At 58.4% G+C, this 15,033-nt stretch carries 17 protein-coding genes; 8 read left to right on the top strand and 9 right to left on the bottom strand.

The genetic code is table 11. The annotated features are described in order from the left end of the window. Positions 1-17 precede the first annotated feature (17 nt). From AC3WWR_RS17170 to AC3WWR_RS17155, 4 genes are all read left to right on the top strand, one after another. Positions 18-611 carry an aminodeoxychorismate/anthranilate synthase component II gene (locus AC3WWR_RS17170; protein ID WP_020798793.1) on the top strand — a complete coding sequence of 198 codons (594 nt, stop codon included), beginning with the start codon at positions 18-20 and terminating at the stop codon, positions 609-611. Positions 612-620: 9 nt separating this feature from the next. Beyond that, a complete protein-coding gene (gene trpD, locus AC3WWR_RS17165) occupies positions 621-1,670 on the top strand; it encodes an anthranilate phosphoribosyltransferase (protein ID WP_020798792.1) in 1,050 nt (349 codons plus the stop codon). Continuing rightward, a complete protein-coding gene (trpC, locus tag AC3WWR_RS17160; RefSeq protein WP_020798791.1) occupies positions 1,667-2,503 on the top strand; it encodes an indole-3-glycerol phosphate synthase TrpC in 837 nt (278 codons plus the stop codon). Before trpD ends, trpC begins: the two co-directional genes overlap by 4 nt. 124 nt (positions 2,504-2,627) lie before the next feature. After that, positions 2,628-3,329: a lipoate--protein ligase family protein gene (locus AC3WWR_RS17155; RefSeq protein ID WP_492598908.1), complete on the top strand. Its 702-nt coding sequence runs from the start codon at positions 2,628-2,630 to the stop codon at positions 3,327-3,329. A gap of 10 nt (positions 3,330-3,339) precedes the next feature. On the opposite strand, the gene crp is transcribed toward AC3WWR_RS17155, so the two are convergent. After that, entirely contained in the window at positions 3,340-3,984 is a 645-nt protein-coding gene (gene crp / locus AC3WWR_RS17150) for a cAMP-activated global transcriptional regulator CRP (RefSeq protein WP_110754851.1), read from the bottom strand. A gap of 229 nt (positions 3,985-4,213) precedes the next feature. On the opposite strand from crp, the gene AC3WWR_RS17145 reads away from it, so the two are divergent. Next, positions 4,214-4,636 carry an OsmC family protein gene (locus AC3WWR_RS17145; RefSeq protein WP_008061600.1) on the top strand — a complete coding sequence of 141 codons (423 nt, stop codon included), beginning with the start codon at positions 4,214-4,216 and terminating at the stop codon, positions 4,634-4,636. A 63-nt stretch (positions 4,637-4,699) separates the two neighbouring features. Here AC3WWR_RS17145 and coq7 read toward each other — a convergent pair whose 3' ends face one another. The 6 genes from coq7 to hemJ form a co-directional block, all read right to left on the bottom strand. After that, positions 4,700-5,347, bottom strand: a complete 648-nt coding sequence (gene coq7, locus AC3WWR_RS17140; RefSeq protein WP_008061601.1) for a 2-polyprenyl-3-methyl-6-methoxy-1,4-benzoquinone monooxygenase — start codon at positions 5,345-5,347, stop codon at positions 4,700-4,702. Between the two features lie 170 nt (positions 5,348-5,517). Next, positions 5,518-5,856: a histidine triad nucleotide-binding protein gene (locus AC3WWR_RS17135; RefSeq protein WP_007986008.1), complete on the bottom strand. Its 339-nt coding sequence runs from the start codon at positions 5,854-5,856 to the stop codon at positions 5,518-5,520. A gap of 71 nt (positions 5,857-5,927) precedes the next feature. After that, positions 5,928-6,716: an SDR family NAD(P)-dependent oxidoreductase gene (locus AC3WWR_RS17130; protein WP_033038784.1), complete on the bottom strand. Its 789-nt coding sequence runs from the start codon at positions 6,714-6,716 to the stop codon at positions 5,928-5,930. A 61-nt stretch (positions 6,717-6,777) separates the two neighbouring features. After that, positions 6,778-7,725 (bottom strand): DUF805 domain-containing protein, encoded by a 948-nt coding sequence (locus AC3WWR_RS17125; protein WP_492598907.1) that lies wholly within the window; start codon positions 7,723-7,725, stop codon positions 6,778-6,780. Between the two features lie 62 nt (positions 7,726-7,787). Further along, complete coding sequence (locus AC3WWR_RS17120) at positions 7,788-8,756, bottom strand: NAD(P)H-dependent flavin oxidoreductase (protein ID WP_083349807.1); 969 nt, start codon at positions 8,754-8,756, stop codon at positions 7,788-7,790. A 33-nt stretch (positions 8,757-8,789) separates the two neighbouring features. Continuing rightward, positions 8,790-9,218 (bottom strand): protoporphyrinogen oxidase HemJ, encoded by a 429-nt coding sequence (gene hemJ / locus AC3WWR_RS17115; protein WP_020798784.1) that lies wholly within the window; start codon positions 9,216-9,218, stop codon positions 8,790-8,792. Positions 9,219-9,352: 134 nt separating this feature from the next. Here hemJ and argC point away from each other — a divergent pair, with 134 nt between their 5' ends. Both argC and erpA read left to right on the top strand, forming a co-directional pair. Next, the gene (argC, locus tag AC3WWR_RS17110) at positions 9,353-10,387 is read left to right on the top strand and encodes an N-acetyl-gamma-glutamyl-phosphate reductase (RefSeq protein WP_492598906.1); all 1,035 of its coding nucleotides are present in this window, start codon (positions 9,353-9,355) and stop codon (positions 10,385-10,387) included. 168 nt (positions 10,388-10,555) lie between these two features. Further along, on the top strand, positions 10,556-10,906 hold the full coding sequence (gene erpA / locus AC3WWR_RS17105) for an iron-sulfur cluster insertion protein ErpA (protein WP_007906865.1): 351 nt from the start codon (positions 10,556-10,558) through the stop codon (positions 10,904-10,906). Between the two features lie 71 nt (positions 10,907-10,977). Here erpA and AC3WWR_RS17100 read toward each other — a convergent pair whose 3' ends face one another. After that, a complete protein-coding gene (locus AC3WWR_RS17100) occupies positions 10,978-12,069 on the bottom strand; it encodes an anhydro-N-acetylmuramic acid kinase (protein ID WP_033038772.1) in 1,092 nt (363 codons plus the stop codon). A gap of 3 nt (positions 12,070-12,072) precedes the next feature. Then, entirely contained in the window at positions 12,073-13,509 is a 1,437-nt protein-coding gene (locus AC3WWR_RS17095) for a peptidoglycan DD-metalloendopeptidase family protein (protein ID WP_033038769.1), read from the bottom strand. Positions 13,510-13,722: 213 nt separating this feature from the next. Between AC3WWR_RS17095 and tyrS the strand changes: the two genes are divergently transcribed. Continuing rightward, complete coding sequence (tyrS, locus tag AC3WWR_RS17090; RefSeq protein ID WP_020798780.1) at positions 13,723-14,922, top strand: tyrosine--tRNA ligase; 1,200 nt, start codon at positions 13,723-13,725, stop codon at positions 14,920-14,922. Positions 14,923-15,033: the final 111 nt, after the last annotated feature.

Here is a 15,033-nt window from a genome sequence, read left to right as displayed (position 1 = left end):
AAGAGGTTCTTAACGCCATGTTGCTGATGATCGATAACTACGACTCTTTTACCTACAACGTTGTGCAATACCTTGGTGAGCTGGGCTCCCAGGTCAAAGTCGTGCGCAACGATGAACTTACCGTCGCCGAAATCGAAGCCCTCAATCCTGAGCGCATCGTCGTTTCTCCCGGTCCTTGCACTCCAACTGAAGCCGGCGTCTCGATTGATGTGATCAAGCATTTCGCCGGCAAACTGCCGATCCTCGGTGTCTGCCTGGGCCATCAGTCCATCGGCCAGGCCTTTGGTGGCGATGTGGTTCGCGCGCGCCAGGTCATGCACGGCAAGACCAGCCCGGTGTTCCATGAAGACAAAGGTGTCTTCGAAGGCCTGAACATGCCGCTGACGGTTACCCGCTATCATTCATTGATCGTCAAGCGCGAAACCCTGCCTGATTGCCTCGAGCTGACCGCCTGGACCCAACTGGAAGATGGTTCGGTCGACGAGATCATGGGCCTGCGCCACAAGACCCTGAACATCGAAGGCGTGCAGTTCCACCCTGAGTCGATTCTTACCGAACAGGGACACGAGTTGTTCGCTAACTTCCTCAAACAAACCGGCGGCACGCGCTAAGGACCTTTCATGAACATCAAGACAGCCCTGGGCCGTATCGTCGAACAGCTCGACCTCAGCACCGATGAAATGCGCGACGTGATGCGCGAAATCATGACCGGTCAATGCACGGACGCGCAGATCGGCGCGTTCATGATGGCCATGCGCATGAAGAGCGAAAGCATCGACGAAATCGTCGGCGCGGTGTCGGTCATGCGTGAACTGGCAGACACGGTCGAACTCAAGACCCTCGACGGCGTGGTCGATGTGGTCGGTACTGGCGGTGACGGTGCCAACATCTTCAACGTGTCGACTGCGTCATCCTTTGTGGTCGCGGCGGCCGGTTGCACGGTGGCCAAGCACGGCAACCGCGCGGTCTCGGGTAAAAGCGGCAGTGCCGATTTGCTGGAGGCAGCCGGCATCTACCTGAACCTGACCCCGGTCCAGGTGGCGCGCTGCATCGATAACGTCGGCATCGGCTTCATGTTTGCCCAGACTCATCACAGTGCCATGAAATATGCCGCCGGCCCGCGCAAGGAGCTTGGCTTGCGCACTCTGTTCAACATGCTTGGCCCGCTTACGAATCCGGCCGGTGTGAAACATCAGGTAGTGGGTGTATTCACCCAGGCGTTGTGCCGGCCGCTTGCTGAAGTGTTGCAGCGTTTGGGCAGCAAACATGTGCTGGTGGTGCATTCGAAGGATGGTCTGGACGAATTCAGCCTGGCAGCACCGACCTTTGTCGCGGAACTGAAAAACGATCAGATCACTGAATATTGGGTCGAACCGGAAGACCTGGGCATGAAAAGCCAGAGCCTGCATGGCCTGGCGGTGGAAAGCCCGGCGGCCTCCCTGGAGCTGATTCGCGACGCCCTGGGCAAGCGAAAGACCGAAAACGGTCAGAAAGCTGCCGAGATGATCATGCTCAATGCTGGTGCCGCGCTGTACGCGGCTGACCATGCCAGCAGCCTGAAAGAAGGCGTTGCCTTGGCGCACGATGCGCTGCACACCGGCCTTGCTCGGGAAAAACTCGAAGAACTGGGTGCGTTTACCGCGGTATTCAAAGTGGAGAATGAGGGATGAGTGTACCGACGGTTTTGGAAAACATTCTGGCGCGCAAAGCCGAGGAAGTTGTCGAGCGTAGCGCTCGCGTCAGCCTCGCCGAGCTGGAAAGTCTGGCCAAGGCGGCCGATGCACCCCGTGGTTTTGCCAAGGCTTTGCTGGCTCAGGCCAAGCTGAAAGAGCCTGCAGTCATTGCTGAAATCAAGAAGGCTTCGCCGAGCAAAGGCGTGATCCGCGAGAACTTCGTTCCTGCCGATATTGCCAAGAGCTACGAGAAGGGCGGCGCGACCTGTCTGTCGGTGCTTACCGATATTGATTATTTCCAGGGCGCTGACCTGTACCTGCAGCAGGCCCGCGCGGCGTGCACACTGCCGGTCATTCGCAAGGACTTCATGATCGATCCGTACCAGATCGTCGAAGCCCGTGCCCTTGGCGCCGACTGCGTGCTGTTGATCGTCTCCGCGCTGGACGACGTGAAAATGGCCGAGCTGGCGGCCGTGGCCAAAAGCGTCAACCTTGATGTGCTGGTGGAAGTCCACGATGGCGATGAGCTGGAGCGGGCCTTGAAAACCCTCGACACGCCGCTGGTCGGCATCAACAACCGCAACCTGCACACCTTCGAGGTTAGCCTGGAAACCACCCTCGACCTGTTGCCGCGTATCCCGCGAGATCGTCTGGTGATCACTGAAAGCGGCATCCTCAATCGCGCTGATGTCGAGTTGATGGAAATCAGCGATGTCTACGCGTTCCTGGTTGGCGAGGCGTTCATGCGCGCCGAAAATCCGGGCACTGAACTGCAACGACTGTTCTTCCCTGAGCGCGGCATTCCTGTCAGCGGTTCGACTCTCGACTGAAAAGCATCGCGAGCAAGCTTGCTCCTACAGGGTTTGAGGGTAACCACAATCGACTGTGGGAGCGAGCCTGCTCGCGATAGCGGCATAAGAAACACCACAGACTTTTTGTCTTACGGAGTACCTTGTGACCTCACCTGTTTCTCTGACCATCGAAGGCGGCCTTCAGGCCGAGCAGGATCTGCTGGCCTCGGTCTGTGCTGGCGACGCGGAATTTGGGCTGCTGTTCTGGCAGCCCAGCGACCAGGCATTGGTAATGCCGCGCCGCTTGAATCGCTTGCCAGGTTTCGAACACGCCTGCGAAGTCTCCGCCGCTGCAGGCTGGCCGGTGCTGTTGCGCGATACCGGTGGTGAACCCGTTCCGCAATCAGCGACAACCCTCAACATCGCTCTGGTTTACGCGCCACCGCGTAGCGAAGGGGATCTGAACCGTATCGAGACCGGCTACCGGCGTCTATGTGATCCGATCTGCCAGTTGCTGGATGAGCTGGGGGGCACTTCGTCCCTGGGCGAAATCGACGGTGCCTTCTGTGATGGCCGCTTCAACGTCAATCTGGATGGGCGCAAGATGGTTGGTACTGCCCAGCGCTGGCGCCAGAGCCAAGGTGGTCAGCGTCCAGTAGGGCTGGTTCATGGTGCGATGTTGCTGGATAACGAGCGCGAATCGATGGTCGCGGCGGTCAATCGCTTTAATGAGGCCTGCGGTCTGGAGCAACGGGTGCGCGCTGAAAGCCACATCGCCTTGCATGAGAAGTTCACCGCGCCGGATGCAATGGAACGCCTTGATGAACTCTACCGTCGAATGCTTGGGCACATGTTCAACGGCTAGATTTACGAACTCAGCGCGTACCGAAGACCACCATGGTCTTGCCTTTGACATCCACCAGGTTGCGCTCCTCCAGATCCTTGAGCACACGTCCGACCATCTCCCGGGAGCAGCCAACGATCCGTCCGATTTCCTGACGGGTCACCTTGATCTGCATGCCATCGGGATGGGTCATGGCATCTGGCTGCTTGCACAGTTCAAGCAGGCAGCGGGCGACGCGACCGGTGACGTCGAAGAACGCCAGGTCACCGACCTTGCGGGTGGTGTTGCGCAGGCGTTGTGCGATCTGTCCGCTTAGTACGTAAAGAATGTCCGGGTCCTGCTGCGACAATTCGCGGAATTTCGCGTAGCTGATTTCCGCTACTTCGCATTCGGCCTTTGCCCGCACCCAGGCGCTGCGTTCCTGTTCGTGACCGGCCTGCTCAAACAGCCCCAACTCGCCGAAAAAATCCCCGGCGTTCAGGTAGGCGATGATCATTTCCCGACCGTCGTCGTCTTCGATCAGGATGGTGACCGAACCCTTGATGATGAAGAACAGCGTCTCCGAGCGGTCACCGGCGCAAATGATGTTGCTCTTGGCCTGATAGCGACGGCGCTGGCAATGCATCAACAGCTTGTCGAGGTTTTTCATCTTGAGGGTGGGGGCAATAGCAACCATGGTTGTATCCCGAAAAGACTGCACGGTGTGTTGGGTTTTTTATGAATTGCGGACATTGCGGCTCAGCTGGCCGAGCGCCAGCGAATTGGCGCCAGCTTACCAGACACTTCTTGCAATATTCGAGATTTTACCTACAGCGCTGATGGTTATGTCCTAGGACGCCAATCACTGTCAACCAAGGGGCCTGTGCTAAGCTGGCGACCCTTTTTTAGACAGTGGAGTCTTGGCGATGAAGGCACGCATCCAATGGGCTGGCGAAGCCATGTTCCTCGGCGAATCCGGCAGCGGTCATGTCGTGGTCATGGACGGTCCGCCCGATGCCGGCGGCCGTAACCTGGGTGTCCGGCCGATGGAAATGCTCCTGCTGGGTGTCGGCGGTTGCAGCAATTTCGATGTGGTCAGCATCCTCAAGAAGTCCCGTCAGGCGGTCGAGAGCTGCGAGGCGTTCCTTGAAGCTGAGCGTGCGACTGAAGATCCGAAGGTTTTCACCAAGATCCACATGCATTTTGTGGTCAAGGGGCGTGGCCTGAAGGAAGCGCAGGTCAAGCGCGCTATCGAACTGTCCGCTGAAAAATATTGCTCGGCTTCGATCATGCTCGGTGCGGCAGGTGTAGAGATCACCCACGACTACGAGATCATCGAGCTGGGTTGAATCGAGATCAAAAAAAGGCGACTGCCTCAGGGCCGTCGCCTTTTTTGTTTCCGGTGCAGCCGGTCAGATCCGATAAGTACTCTTGGTCATGACCTTGGCCATCAAGCTCATCCCGAACTTTACCGGTGCCGGAAAGCGAAAGCCGCCAGCCTCCAGTGCGCTTTCGGCATGCTGTTCTTCATCGATGCGCATCTGCTCGAGAATCGCCCGGGATTTTTCATCCTCGGCCGGCAGTTGCTCCAGGTGTTCATTCAAGTGCTTGCACACCTGATCTTCTGTCGCTGCGACAAAACCCAGGCTGACTTTGTCGCTGATCAGGCCTGCAACAGCGCCTATCCCGAACGACATGCCATAAAACAGCGGATTGAGAATGCTGGTGTGGCTACCCAATTGATGGATGCGTTGCTCACACCACGCCAGATGGTCGACTTCTTCTTCGGCGGCGTGCTCCATCGCGATGCGCACTTGCGGCAGCTTGGCAGTCAGGGCCTGCCCTTGGTACAGCGCCTGGGCGCAGACTTCACCGGTATGGTTGATGCGCATCAGCCCGGCAACGTGGCGAGTGTCTTCATCGCTCAATTTCGCATCGGGCTGTACAATGGCCGGCGACGGACGGTAGGGCTGGCCGCTGAAGGGCAGCAGGGTCCGCATCGCGGCATCGGCTTGCAGCAGAAGGCGATCAATTGGCGAGTAGTGACGTTGGGTAGTCATGCTGACCTCCGGAGGAATCTCGGCGGCCAGTTTAACCCAATCGGCCGGGGAAGGTTTGCGTTGGGTCATTTCGACGCAGGCTCGCCTTGTAGGACCCAGGCTTGCCGGCGATGGCGATCTCAATGACGTCATCGCCGGCAAGCCTGGCTCCTACGGGAGTGTGTATTGAATCAGCCCGGCGGCCAGTGCATCTGACGCTGTCCCAGTACATGCATATGAATGTGATAGACAGTCTGCCCACCTTCTTCATTGCAGTTCATGACAACTCGGAAACCTTTTTCGCAACCCAGTTCCAGGGCCAGGCGCTGGGCGGTGAACAGGATGTGTCCAGCCAGGGCCTTGTCGTCCTCGGTCAGGTCGTTTAGGGTACGTACCGGCTTCTTCGGGACCACCAGGAAGTGCACCGGTGCCTGCGGGGCGATATCGTGGAAGGCCAGTACCTGGTCGTCCTCGTAAATGATCTTCGCCGGGATTTCCCGGTTGATGATCTTGGTGAACAGAGTATCCACAGCTGTTTTCTCCGTTGTTTGGGCTGGCCCGAGTGTACCCATGCCGGGTGTACCCGCCCAGTGTTTTACCTTCAGCGCGGGCAGTGAGCCTTGATGACCATGCCGGTGATCGTCCTGATCAGCCAGCGCGAGCCGAACCGGGGCAGGGTGGCGAACCAGCGGTTGCGTCGCCCCGGAATAATGATTGCGCGATTTTTCTCCAGGGCTCGCACGGTATAGAGCGCGACTTCCTCCGGACTCATCAGCATTTTACTGTTGGACAGTTTGTCGTCGTTCAGTTGCGCGGTGCGGAAAAACGCCGTGCGAGTCGGGCCGGGGCAGAGCACCGAGACCTTGACCGCGCATTTTTTCAGCTCGACGCGCAGGGCTTCGGAAAAGTGCAGTACATAGGCCTTGCTCGCGTAGTAAGTGCTCATCCACGGCCCGGGCTGGAACGCCGCGACCGAAGCGACGTTCAGAATTTGACCGCCACCCTGTAACGCCATGCTGTTACCGATGGCATGGCACAGGCGAGTGAGTGCCAGAATGTTCACTTCAATCAAATCCTGTTCGGTCATCCAGTCTTGAGCCAGGAACGGGCCGCAAGTGCCAATGCCGGCGCAGTTGACCAGCAGGTCGATTTGCCGGTCACCTTCCTCCAGTTCCAGCAGGAAGCCCGACAGGCGCAGTGGCTCGCCCAGATCGCAGGCACGGAACAACACTTCCACGCCAAAACGTTGGGTCAGTTCAATCGCAATGCTTTCCAGCTGATCACGCTGTCGAGCCACCAGAATCAGGCTGCGGCCGCGCCGGGCCAGCGCTTCAGCCATCGCCAGGCCGATGCCGCTGGAAGCGCCAGTGATCAGAGCGTAACGGGTCATGCCATTCTCCATCGCAACAGCTCCGCGCCGCGACGCAGGTGTCACGGGCGGGGAGCGCTGTTCATTCTTTCGCAGAGTCTACAGGGGGCGGGGCTTCTTCGGCTGCCTCGGCTGGCGAATTTGCTTGCGGTTCGACTTCGACATCGATTTCGTCAGTGGTCATCGAGCCGCTTTGGTAGCTGCTTTCGAGGGTGTCTTCATACTCTTGCTGGATTGCCGAGATTCCACCCACCATTGCACCGACGGTAAATAACCCGATAAACACAATCCACAACGCGCACAAAACCTTGACCGCCGTGCTGTTGGGCGGGGGAGGCGGGCCATAGCGGTTCGCGCCGATGTTGCCTGGCATGACCATGATCACCAGCGGGAAGAAACTGCCTACGAACGGAACCAGGTTCAGGAGCCAGAGCCAGCCCGACCAGCCTATATCGTGCAAACGCTGAATGGTGAACAGAACACTGATCACCACGAACGCCAAGAACAGGAAGAAGGCGAAGATGCCGCCGATGATCAGTCCGGTGGTGGAGTTGCCACTGACCAGACCCAGGCCGATGAGCGCAAACACGCCGACAACGGGAAGGGTCACCAGGCTCAGCACCATCGTCCACGCCAGAAAACGCAGGCGCCCGATGCGACCTTCGACGCCGAAGGGTTTGAGTACGGCGAACTCCGGCAGTCTTTCGCCGAGGCTTGCCTGGGGTGGCGAATACGGGGACTGGGGCGGCGCTGCAGAGACAGGATCGTGAACATCGGCCAAGTCTGGCTCGATCGTAGGTTGCGCCTCGATCCGGGCATCGACACCGGTGTTCCTCAGGGCTTGAAGATAGGCCTGTGCATCAGCTTGTGACAGGTTGCTCTTTAATGCTATCGGTCGACCATTGAACAGGCGCTCGATAGAGCTGACGTCGCTCTTGTACAGCGCAGCGAGATTGAGTTTAGCCGTGTTGATATCAACCCCCGGCAACAAAGTGCCGTCAAACACGATCTTGTAATGGTTTTCGTTCATTGCCCAGGCGTCCTTGTCGCAAGTCATCGATACGAATGGCCAGCCGCTGCTTGAGTGGTTGCTCAGCGCGGCCAGTGTTGGCGCAGTTGCTCTGCTTGCTCCTGTGCCTTGCGGTACTCGGCGTCGAGACGTGCGATCAATTGTTCGACGCTTGGCAAGTCATCGATTTCACCGACGCCCTGGCCCGCGGACCACACAGTTTTCCAGGCTTTGGCTTCATCGCTGATGGGTTTGAGTTTGGAGCCGAAATTGACCTCTCCCTTGTTTTGCAGCGCTGCCGTGTCGAATCCGGCGGCCTCCAGGCTTTGGCGCATGAAGCTTGCCGGTACCCCCGACACTGCTGGAGTATGGATGATATCGGCGGCTCTGGACGTCAGCAGCATCTCTTTGTAGGCGTCAGGCGCGTGACTTTCAGTGGTACCGATAAATCGTGTGCCGAAGTAGGCCAGGTCCGCACCGAGCAATTGTGCTGCGAGAATTTCGTGGCCGTGGTTCAGGCACCCGGCCAGCAGTAGCGTCTTGTCGAAAAACTGGCGGATTTCGGCGATCAGCGAGAACGGGCTCCAGGTGCCAGCATGTCCGCCGGCACCCGCTGCGACGGCAATCAGCCCGTCCACACCCGCCTCGGCGGCTTTCTCGGCATGACGACGGGTCGTCACATCATGGAAAACCAGGCCGCCATAGCCGTGGACCGCATCGACTACTTCCTTAACGGCGCCCAGGCTGGTGATCACGATCGGCACTTCGTGTTCGATGCAGATATCCAGGTCCGCCTGCAAGCGCGGATTGCTGTTGTGCACAATCAGGTTCACCGCGTAGGGCGCAGGGTTTTCCAGAGTCGCCAGCTGCGCCTCGATTTCCTCCAGCCAAGCCTTGAAACCACTGCTCTCGCGTTGATTCAGCGCTGGAAAACTGCCCACTACGCCGTTGCGACAGCAGGCAAGCACCAGTTGCGGGTTGGAAATCAGGAACATCGGCGCGGCCACTACGGGCAAGCGCAAGCGTTGTTCAAGCAGAGCGGGCAGCGACATTTGAAGTACCCCGGTGAGTGATAACTATTGGATTTAGAACGGCCGAACGACGACCAGAATTACGATCGCCAGCAATATCAGAACCGGCACTTCATTGAACCAGCGATAAAAGACATGGCTGCGGGTATTTTCGCCACGGGCAAAGCGCTTTACCTGCGCGCCGCACATATGGTGGTAGCCGATCAGCAACACGACCAAGGTCAGTTTGGCGTGTATCCAGCCACCCTGGCTGAAGATGCCTGGATTGAGGTAGATGAGCCAGCCACCGAAGATCAGCGTGGCGATCATCGCCGGTCCCATGATGCCCCGGTACAACTTGCGCTCCATGATGCTGAAGCGCTCCTTGCTGATGGTGTCTTCGCTTTGGGCGTGGTAGACGAACAGGCGCGGCAGGTAGAACAGGCCGGCAAACCAGCACACGACGCTGATGATGTGGAAAGCTTTGAGCCACAGATAAAGCATTTTTGGTTATTCCCAGGTTCACGGTAACCGGATAGTAGAGGCTTGAGGCTCCGCACGTCACCTTGCCGGTTGTCGCAGGACGATACGGGCCCTATTATCGACGGCTTTCCAGTGGGTTCGTTGAGGGCAGGTTTATGGTCAAGGTCGGTATCGTCGGCGGCACGGGTTACACCGGTGTCGAACTGTTGCGTCTGTTGGCACAACATCCGCAAGCTGAAGTGGTGGTGATCACTTCCCGATCCGAGGCCGGCCTGGCCGTGGCCGACATGTACCCGAACCTGCGAGGCCACTACGACGGCCTGGCGTTCAGTGTCCCGGACATCAAGACCCTGGGCGCTTGCGACGTAGTGTTCTTCGCCACCCCTCACGGCGTAGCGCATGCCCTGGCGGGTGAATTGCTGGCAGCCGGCACCAAGGTCATCGACCTGTCTGCGGACTTCCGCCTGCAAGACGCTGATGAGTGGGCGAAATGGTACGGCCAGCCACACGGTGCTCCTGAACTGTTGGATGAAGCGGTCTATGGCCTGCCGGAAGTCAATCGCGAGCAGATCAAGAAGGCGCGCCTGATCGCTGTGCCGGGTTGCTACCCGACCGCTACGCAGTTGGGTTTCCTGCCATTGCTCGAAGCGGGCCTGGCCGATGCTTCGCGCCTGATCGCCGACTGCAAGTCCGGCGTCAGCGGTGCCGGTCGTGGTGCTGCTGTGGGTTCGCTGTACTCCGAGACATCGGAAAGCATGAAGGCTTACGCAGTCAAAGGGCATCGCCACCTGCCGGAAATTCGCCAGGGTTTGCGTCGTGCGGCGGGCAAGGACGTTAGCCTGACCTTCGTGCCGCACCTGACCCCGATGATCCGTGGCATCCACTCCACGCTCTACGCGACCGTCGTGGATCGCTCGGTGGACCTGCAGGCGCTGTTTGAAAAACGTTATGCGAACGAGCCGTTCGTCGATGTCATGCCTGCCGGCAGCCATCCGGAAACCCGCAGCGTGCGAGGCGCCAACGTGTGCCGTATTGCCGTGCACCGCCCTCAGGACGGCGATCTGGTGGTCGTGCTGTCGGTGATCGACAACCTGGTCAAAGGCGCGTCGGGTCAGGCCGTGCAGAACATGAACATCCTGTTCGGGCTGGACGAACGTCTGGGCTTGTCCCACGCGGGCATGTTGCCGTAAGGCTATATTGCACTCAGCAAAAGGCCCGTTGAACGGGCCTTTTTGCATTTCCGGCCGAGCGACTGGGTTGCTTGATATACCATAACAATAGTTGACCGCTTTTCTAGGAGAAGCGGATAATGCGCGTCATCACGCAATATGACGGCTTAACGCCGGGAGATAGTCAGCATGAGCGTCGAATCCTTCACCCCCACGGCTTTGCAATTCACCCACGGTGCCGCGCACAAGGTGAAGAGCCTGGTCGATGAAGAGGGGAATGATCGCTTGAAGCTGCGCGTATTCGTTACGGGCGGCGGTTGTTCAGGTTTTCAGTACGGCTTCACTTTTGATGAGGAAGTGGCCGATGACGACACCATCGTTGAGCGCGAAGGTGTGAGTCTGGTTGTCGATCCGATGAGCTTCCAGTACCTGGCAGGAGCCGAGGTGGATTATCAGGAAGGTCTGGAAGGCTCGCGTTTCGTCATCAAGAATCCGAACGCTACCACCACCTGTGGCTGTGGCTCTTCGTTCTCGATCTGATCAGCGCATCTGAATCATCAAAACGCCGCATGGCCTCAGGGCCCTGCGGCGTTTTGCTGTCCGGCATTTAACTATGCAGGGTAGATGGCGCCAAGTACGCGCAGCCCACGGGCACCGGTGACGCTCGGGCGATTGGCCGCGATACCTTCCAGGCAGCAGTGAGCCAACCAGGCGAAAGCCATGGCTTCGACCCAGTCAGGGTCTACGCCGTGAGTGGCGGTGCTGCTGACGGTCGCATCTGGTAGCAGGCTGGCCAGGCGCTTCATGAGTGCAGCATTGTGCGCGCCCCCACCGCAGACCAGCAGCTCCTGAGTATCGGCCTGGGCACTGCGCAGCGATTCGACGATGGTCAATGCCGTCAGTTCCAGCAGCGTTGCCTGGACGTCCTCGGCCGCGAAGGCTGGCAGCGCTGCCAGATGCCGGGTCAGCCATGGCAGGTTGAAGACTTCGCGGCCGGTACTCTTCGGACCCTTTGTTACAAAGAAGGGGTCGCTGAGCAGTGCCTTCAACAGTACTGGTTCGACTTTGCCGCTGGCAGCCCATTGGCCATCACGGTCAAAGTTGTCCCCGCGCCGTTGCTGAATCCAGGCGTCCAGCAACACGTTTCCCGGGCCGCAGTCGAAACCTGCGACAGGCTTGCCGGGTTCAATCAGGCTGAGGTTGCTGAAACCACCCACGTTCAGCACGGCGCGGTTGCCAGGCTGCTCTTCAAAAAGTGCTTCGTGAAAGGCTGGAACCAGCGGTGCGCCTTGCCCGCCAGCGGCAACGTCGCGGCTGCGGAAATCACTGACCACCGTGATGCCGGTCAGCTCGGTCAGCAGGGCCGGATTACCGATTTGCACCGTGAAGCCGCGTGCGGGTTCATGGCGAATGGTCTGGCCGTGACTGCCAATCGCGCGAATGTCGTCAGGCTTGAGGTGCTGCTGGGCAAGGAGGGCGTTAACACCCTGCGCTGCCAGTTTCACCCAGTTCTGTTGGGCAATGGCGGAGCGGGCGATCTCGTCCGGACCGCTGGCGCACAAGCCAAGCAGCTCGGCGCGCAGTGAGTCGGGCATCGGGATGTAGTGGGTGGCAATCAGCCTGATCGCCGGGGCTTGCTCGATCAGCGCTATGTCCAGGCCATCAAGGCTGGTCCCGGACATCACACCTATATAGAGCGCCATGGCCTAGCGCTTGGCCGAAGCTAGCTGGGTGGCTCTTTCCTGGTCCATGCGGGCCATCAGTGGTTGGCTCTGCGCCAGGAAGCGTGCGCGTTCAGCTTTGGAAATCGGATCGGCCATCGCTACTTTCTGGCCCAGCGGATCGACGTGTACGCCATTGACCTGGAATTCGTAATGCAAATGCGGGCCAGTGGAAAGGCCGGTAGTACCGATGTAGCCGATGACCTGGCCTTGCTTGACTGTTCCTCCGGTCTTGACGCCTTTGGCGAAGCCTTGCATGTGGCCGTACAGCGTGCGGTAGGTATTGCCGTGCTGCAGAATGACCGTGTTGCCGTAACCGCCGCGGCGACCTGCCAGTAGTACTTTACCATCACCAGCCGCCTTGATTGGCGTACCACGCGGTGCCGCGTAGTCCACGCCTTTGTGGGCGCGGATCTTATTCAGGATCGGGTGTTTGCGGCCCATGGAGAATTTCGAGCTGATGCGGGCGAAATCCACCGGGGTGCGGATGAATGCCTTGCGCATGCTGTTGCCATCAGCCGTGTAATAGCTGCTGTTGCCTTGCTTGTCGGTGTAGCGCACGGCGGTGTAGGTCTTGCCGCGGTTGGTGAAGCGTGCGGACAGGATCGGACCGTTGCCGACCGCTTTGCCGTTGACCACTTTCTGTTCATAGATCACGTCGAACTGGTCGCCCTGGCGAATATCCTGGGCAAAGTCGACGTCGTAGCCAAACACGCTGGCCATGTCCATGGTCAGGCTATGCGACAGGCCTGCACGCGCAGCGGACTGTGACAACGAGCTGTTGATCACGCCATGTACGTAGGCGGAACGCACGGTGGGTTTGGCGGTCGTGCGGTTGAAGCTGTAACCCTTGTCGTTCTTGGTCAGGGTGATGGTTTCGAGGTCGCTGACCTTGCTATGCAGGCTGGTCAGCTGGCCGTCCGGACCCAGTTCGAATTCGAGTTTCTGCCCATGCTTGAGCTGACTGAACTGCTTGGCCTGTTTGTCGCTGGCCAGCAAGTCATGCACTGAAGTGGCTGGAAGGCCGACTTTTGCGAACAGCGTGGAGAGCGTATCGCCTTTGCTGACGATCACTTCCCTGTGACTTGGCGCCTTCTTTTCTTCTGCAACCGGTGCAGGTACCGCTGCAGGAGCGGGAGCCGCTTGAGCAGTTTCCTGCGGCTCCTGGGGGCTGTCTTCGATCTGTGCAAAAGGAGACTCGACCGGCTCATTTGTGGCTTGGACGGCGTGGGCAGCGTCTTGTTCTTGTGTCAGTTGTTCGGCAGGGCTTTCCAGTTCAAGGCTCAGGGTTGTCTTTTTGGCTTCTACATCACTGGAAGGAAATACCAGAAGCGCCAGGCTCAGCAGGGCGGCGATGCCACTGGCTGCGAGCAGGTGGGTTTTCGGGTAAAGCGGTGGCGCTTTAGACGATTCTTTGGTCATAAGTAGTGTTTTGACTTTGAAAAAGATGAATTGGAAAAGATGAATGACATGATGAAGATGAAATAACTGTATAAAATATAACCAAATCATCCCTGAAGCAAGTCCGTGGACGCTCTGTCAGCGGATTGGCGTCATTGTGCCGGCCGAACTTTGTATTTGACGCGCGATCTTGTATGGTTGGTCCCCTTTGAATTCGAGCCTTGCGGGTCTGTTATGAAGTCGGTTGAAGAGCAGCTAGCGCTGATTAAACGTGGTGCGGAAGAACTGTTGGTCGAGTCCGAGCTGATCGAAAAACTCAAGCGTGGCCAACCGCTACGTATCAAGGCCGGCTTCGATCCGACCGCCCCGGATTTGCACCTGGGCCACACCGTGCTTATCAATAAGCTGCGCCAGTTCCAGGAATTGGGTCACCAGGTGATCTTCCTGATTGGCGACTTCACCGGGATGATTGGCGATCCGAGCGGCAAGAGTGCAACGCGTCCTCCGCTGACTCGTGAGCAGGTTCTCGAAAATGCCGAGACCTACAAGACCCAGGTGTTCAAGATTCTCGATCCGGCCAGGACTGAAGTGGCATTCAACTCCACCTGGATGGATCAGATGGGCCCCGCCGACTTCATCCGCCTGACTTCGCAGTACACTGTGGCTCGCATGCTCGAGCGCGATGATTTCGACAAGCGCTACACGACCAATCAGCCGATCGCCATCCATGAGTTCCTTTATCCGCTTGTCCAGGGTTACGACTCGGTTGCCTTGCGCGCGGATGTCGAGCTCGGCGGCACCGATCAGAAGTTCAACCTGTTGATGGGGCGTGAGTTGCAGCGTGGTTACGGTCAGGAAGCCCAGTGCATTCTGACCATGCCCCTGCTTGAAGGTCTGGATGGCGTGAAGAAGATGTCCAAGTCCCTGGGCAACTACGTCGGTATCCAGGAGGCGCCGGGAGTGATGTACAGCAAGCTGGTCTCCATTCCGGATGCGTTGATGTGGCGTTACTTCGAGCTGCTCAGCTTCCGTTCCATGGATGAGATCAATGCCTTCCGTTCTGAAGTCGAGGCGGGCGCCAATCCGCGTGACATCAAGATCAAGCTGGCTGAAGAGATCGTTGCCCGCTTCCATGGTGAGGAGGCTGCGGCCAACGCTCATCGTGCGGCAGGTAATCGTATGAAGGATGGCGAGCTCCCGGACGATCTGCCTGAAATCGAATTGACTGCAGCCGAAGATATGCCGATCGCCGCCGTCCTTAATAAGGCTGGCCTGGTGAAGAACTCGGCTGTGGCGCGTGATCTGCTCGGTTCCGGTGGTGTGCGTATCGATGGCGAGGTGGTCGATCGCTCCTTTATATACGTACTGGGAGCGACCCACGTTTGCCAGGCCGGCAAGAAGGCATTTGCGCGTATTACGCTCAAATCTGAATAAACCTGTAACAAAGGGTTGACGACGGATTTCAGGGGCCTATAATTCGCCCCACTTCCGGCGCAGTCGAAACGGAAAACTCCTTGGTAAACAATGAGTTACGCAGTTTTCGGC

The sequence above is a fragment of the Pseudomonas sp. EB271-G4-1 genome, assembly GCF_058791355.1.
Note: the sequence above shows the minus strand (reverse complement) of the source record. Positions and strands in the feature narration are given on the sequence as shown.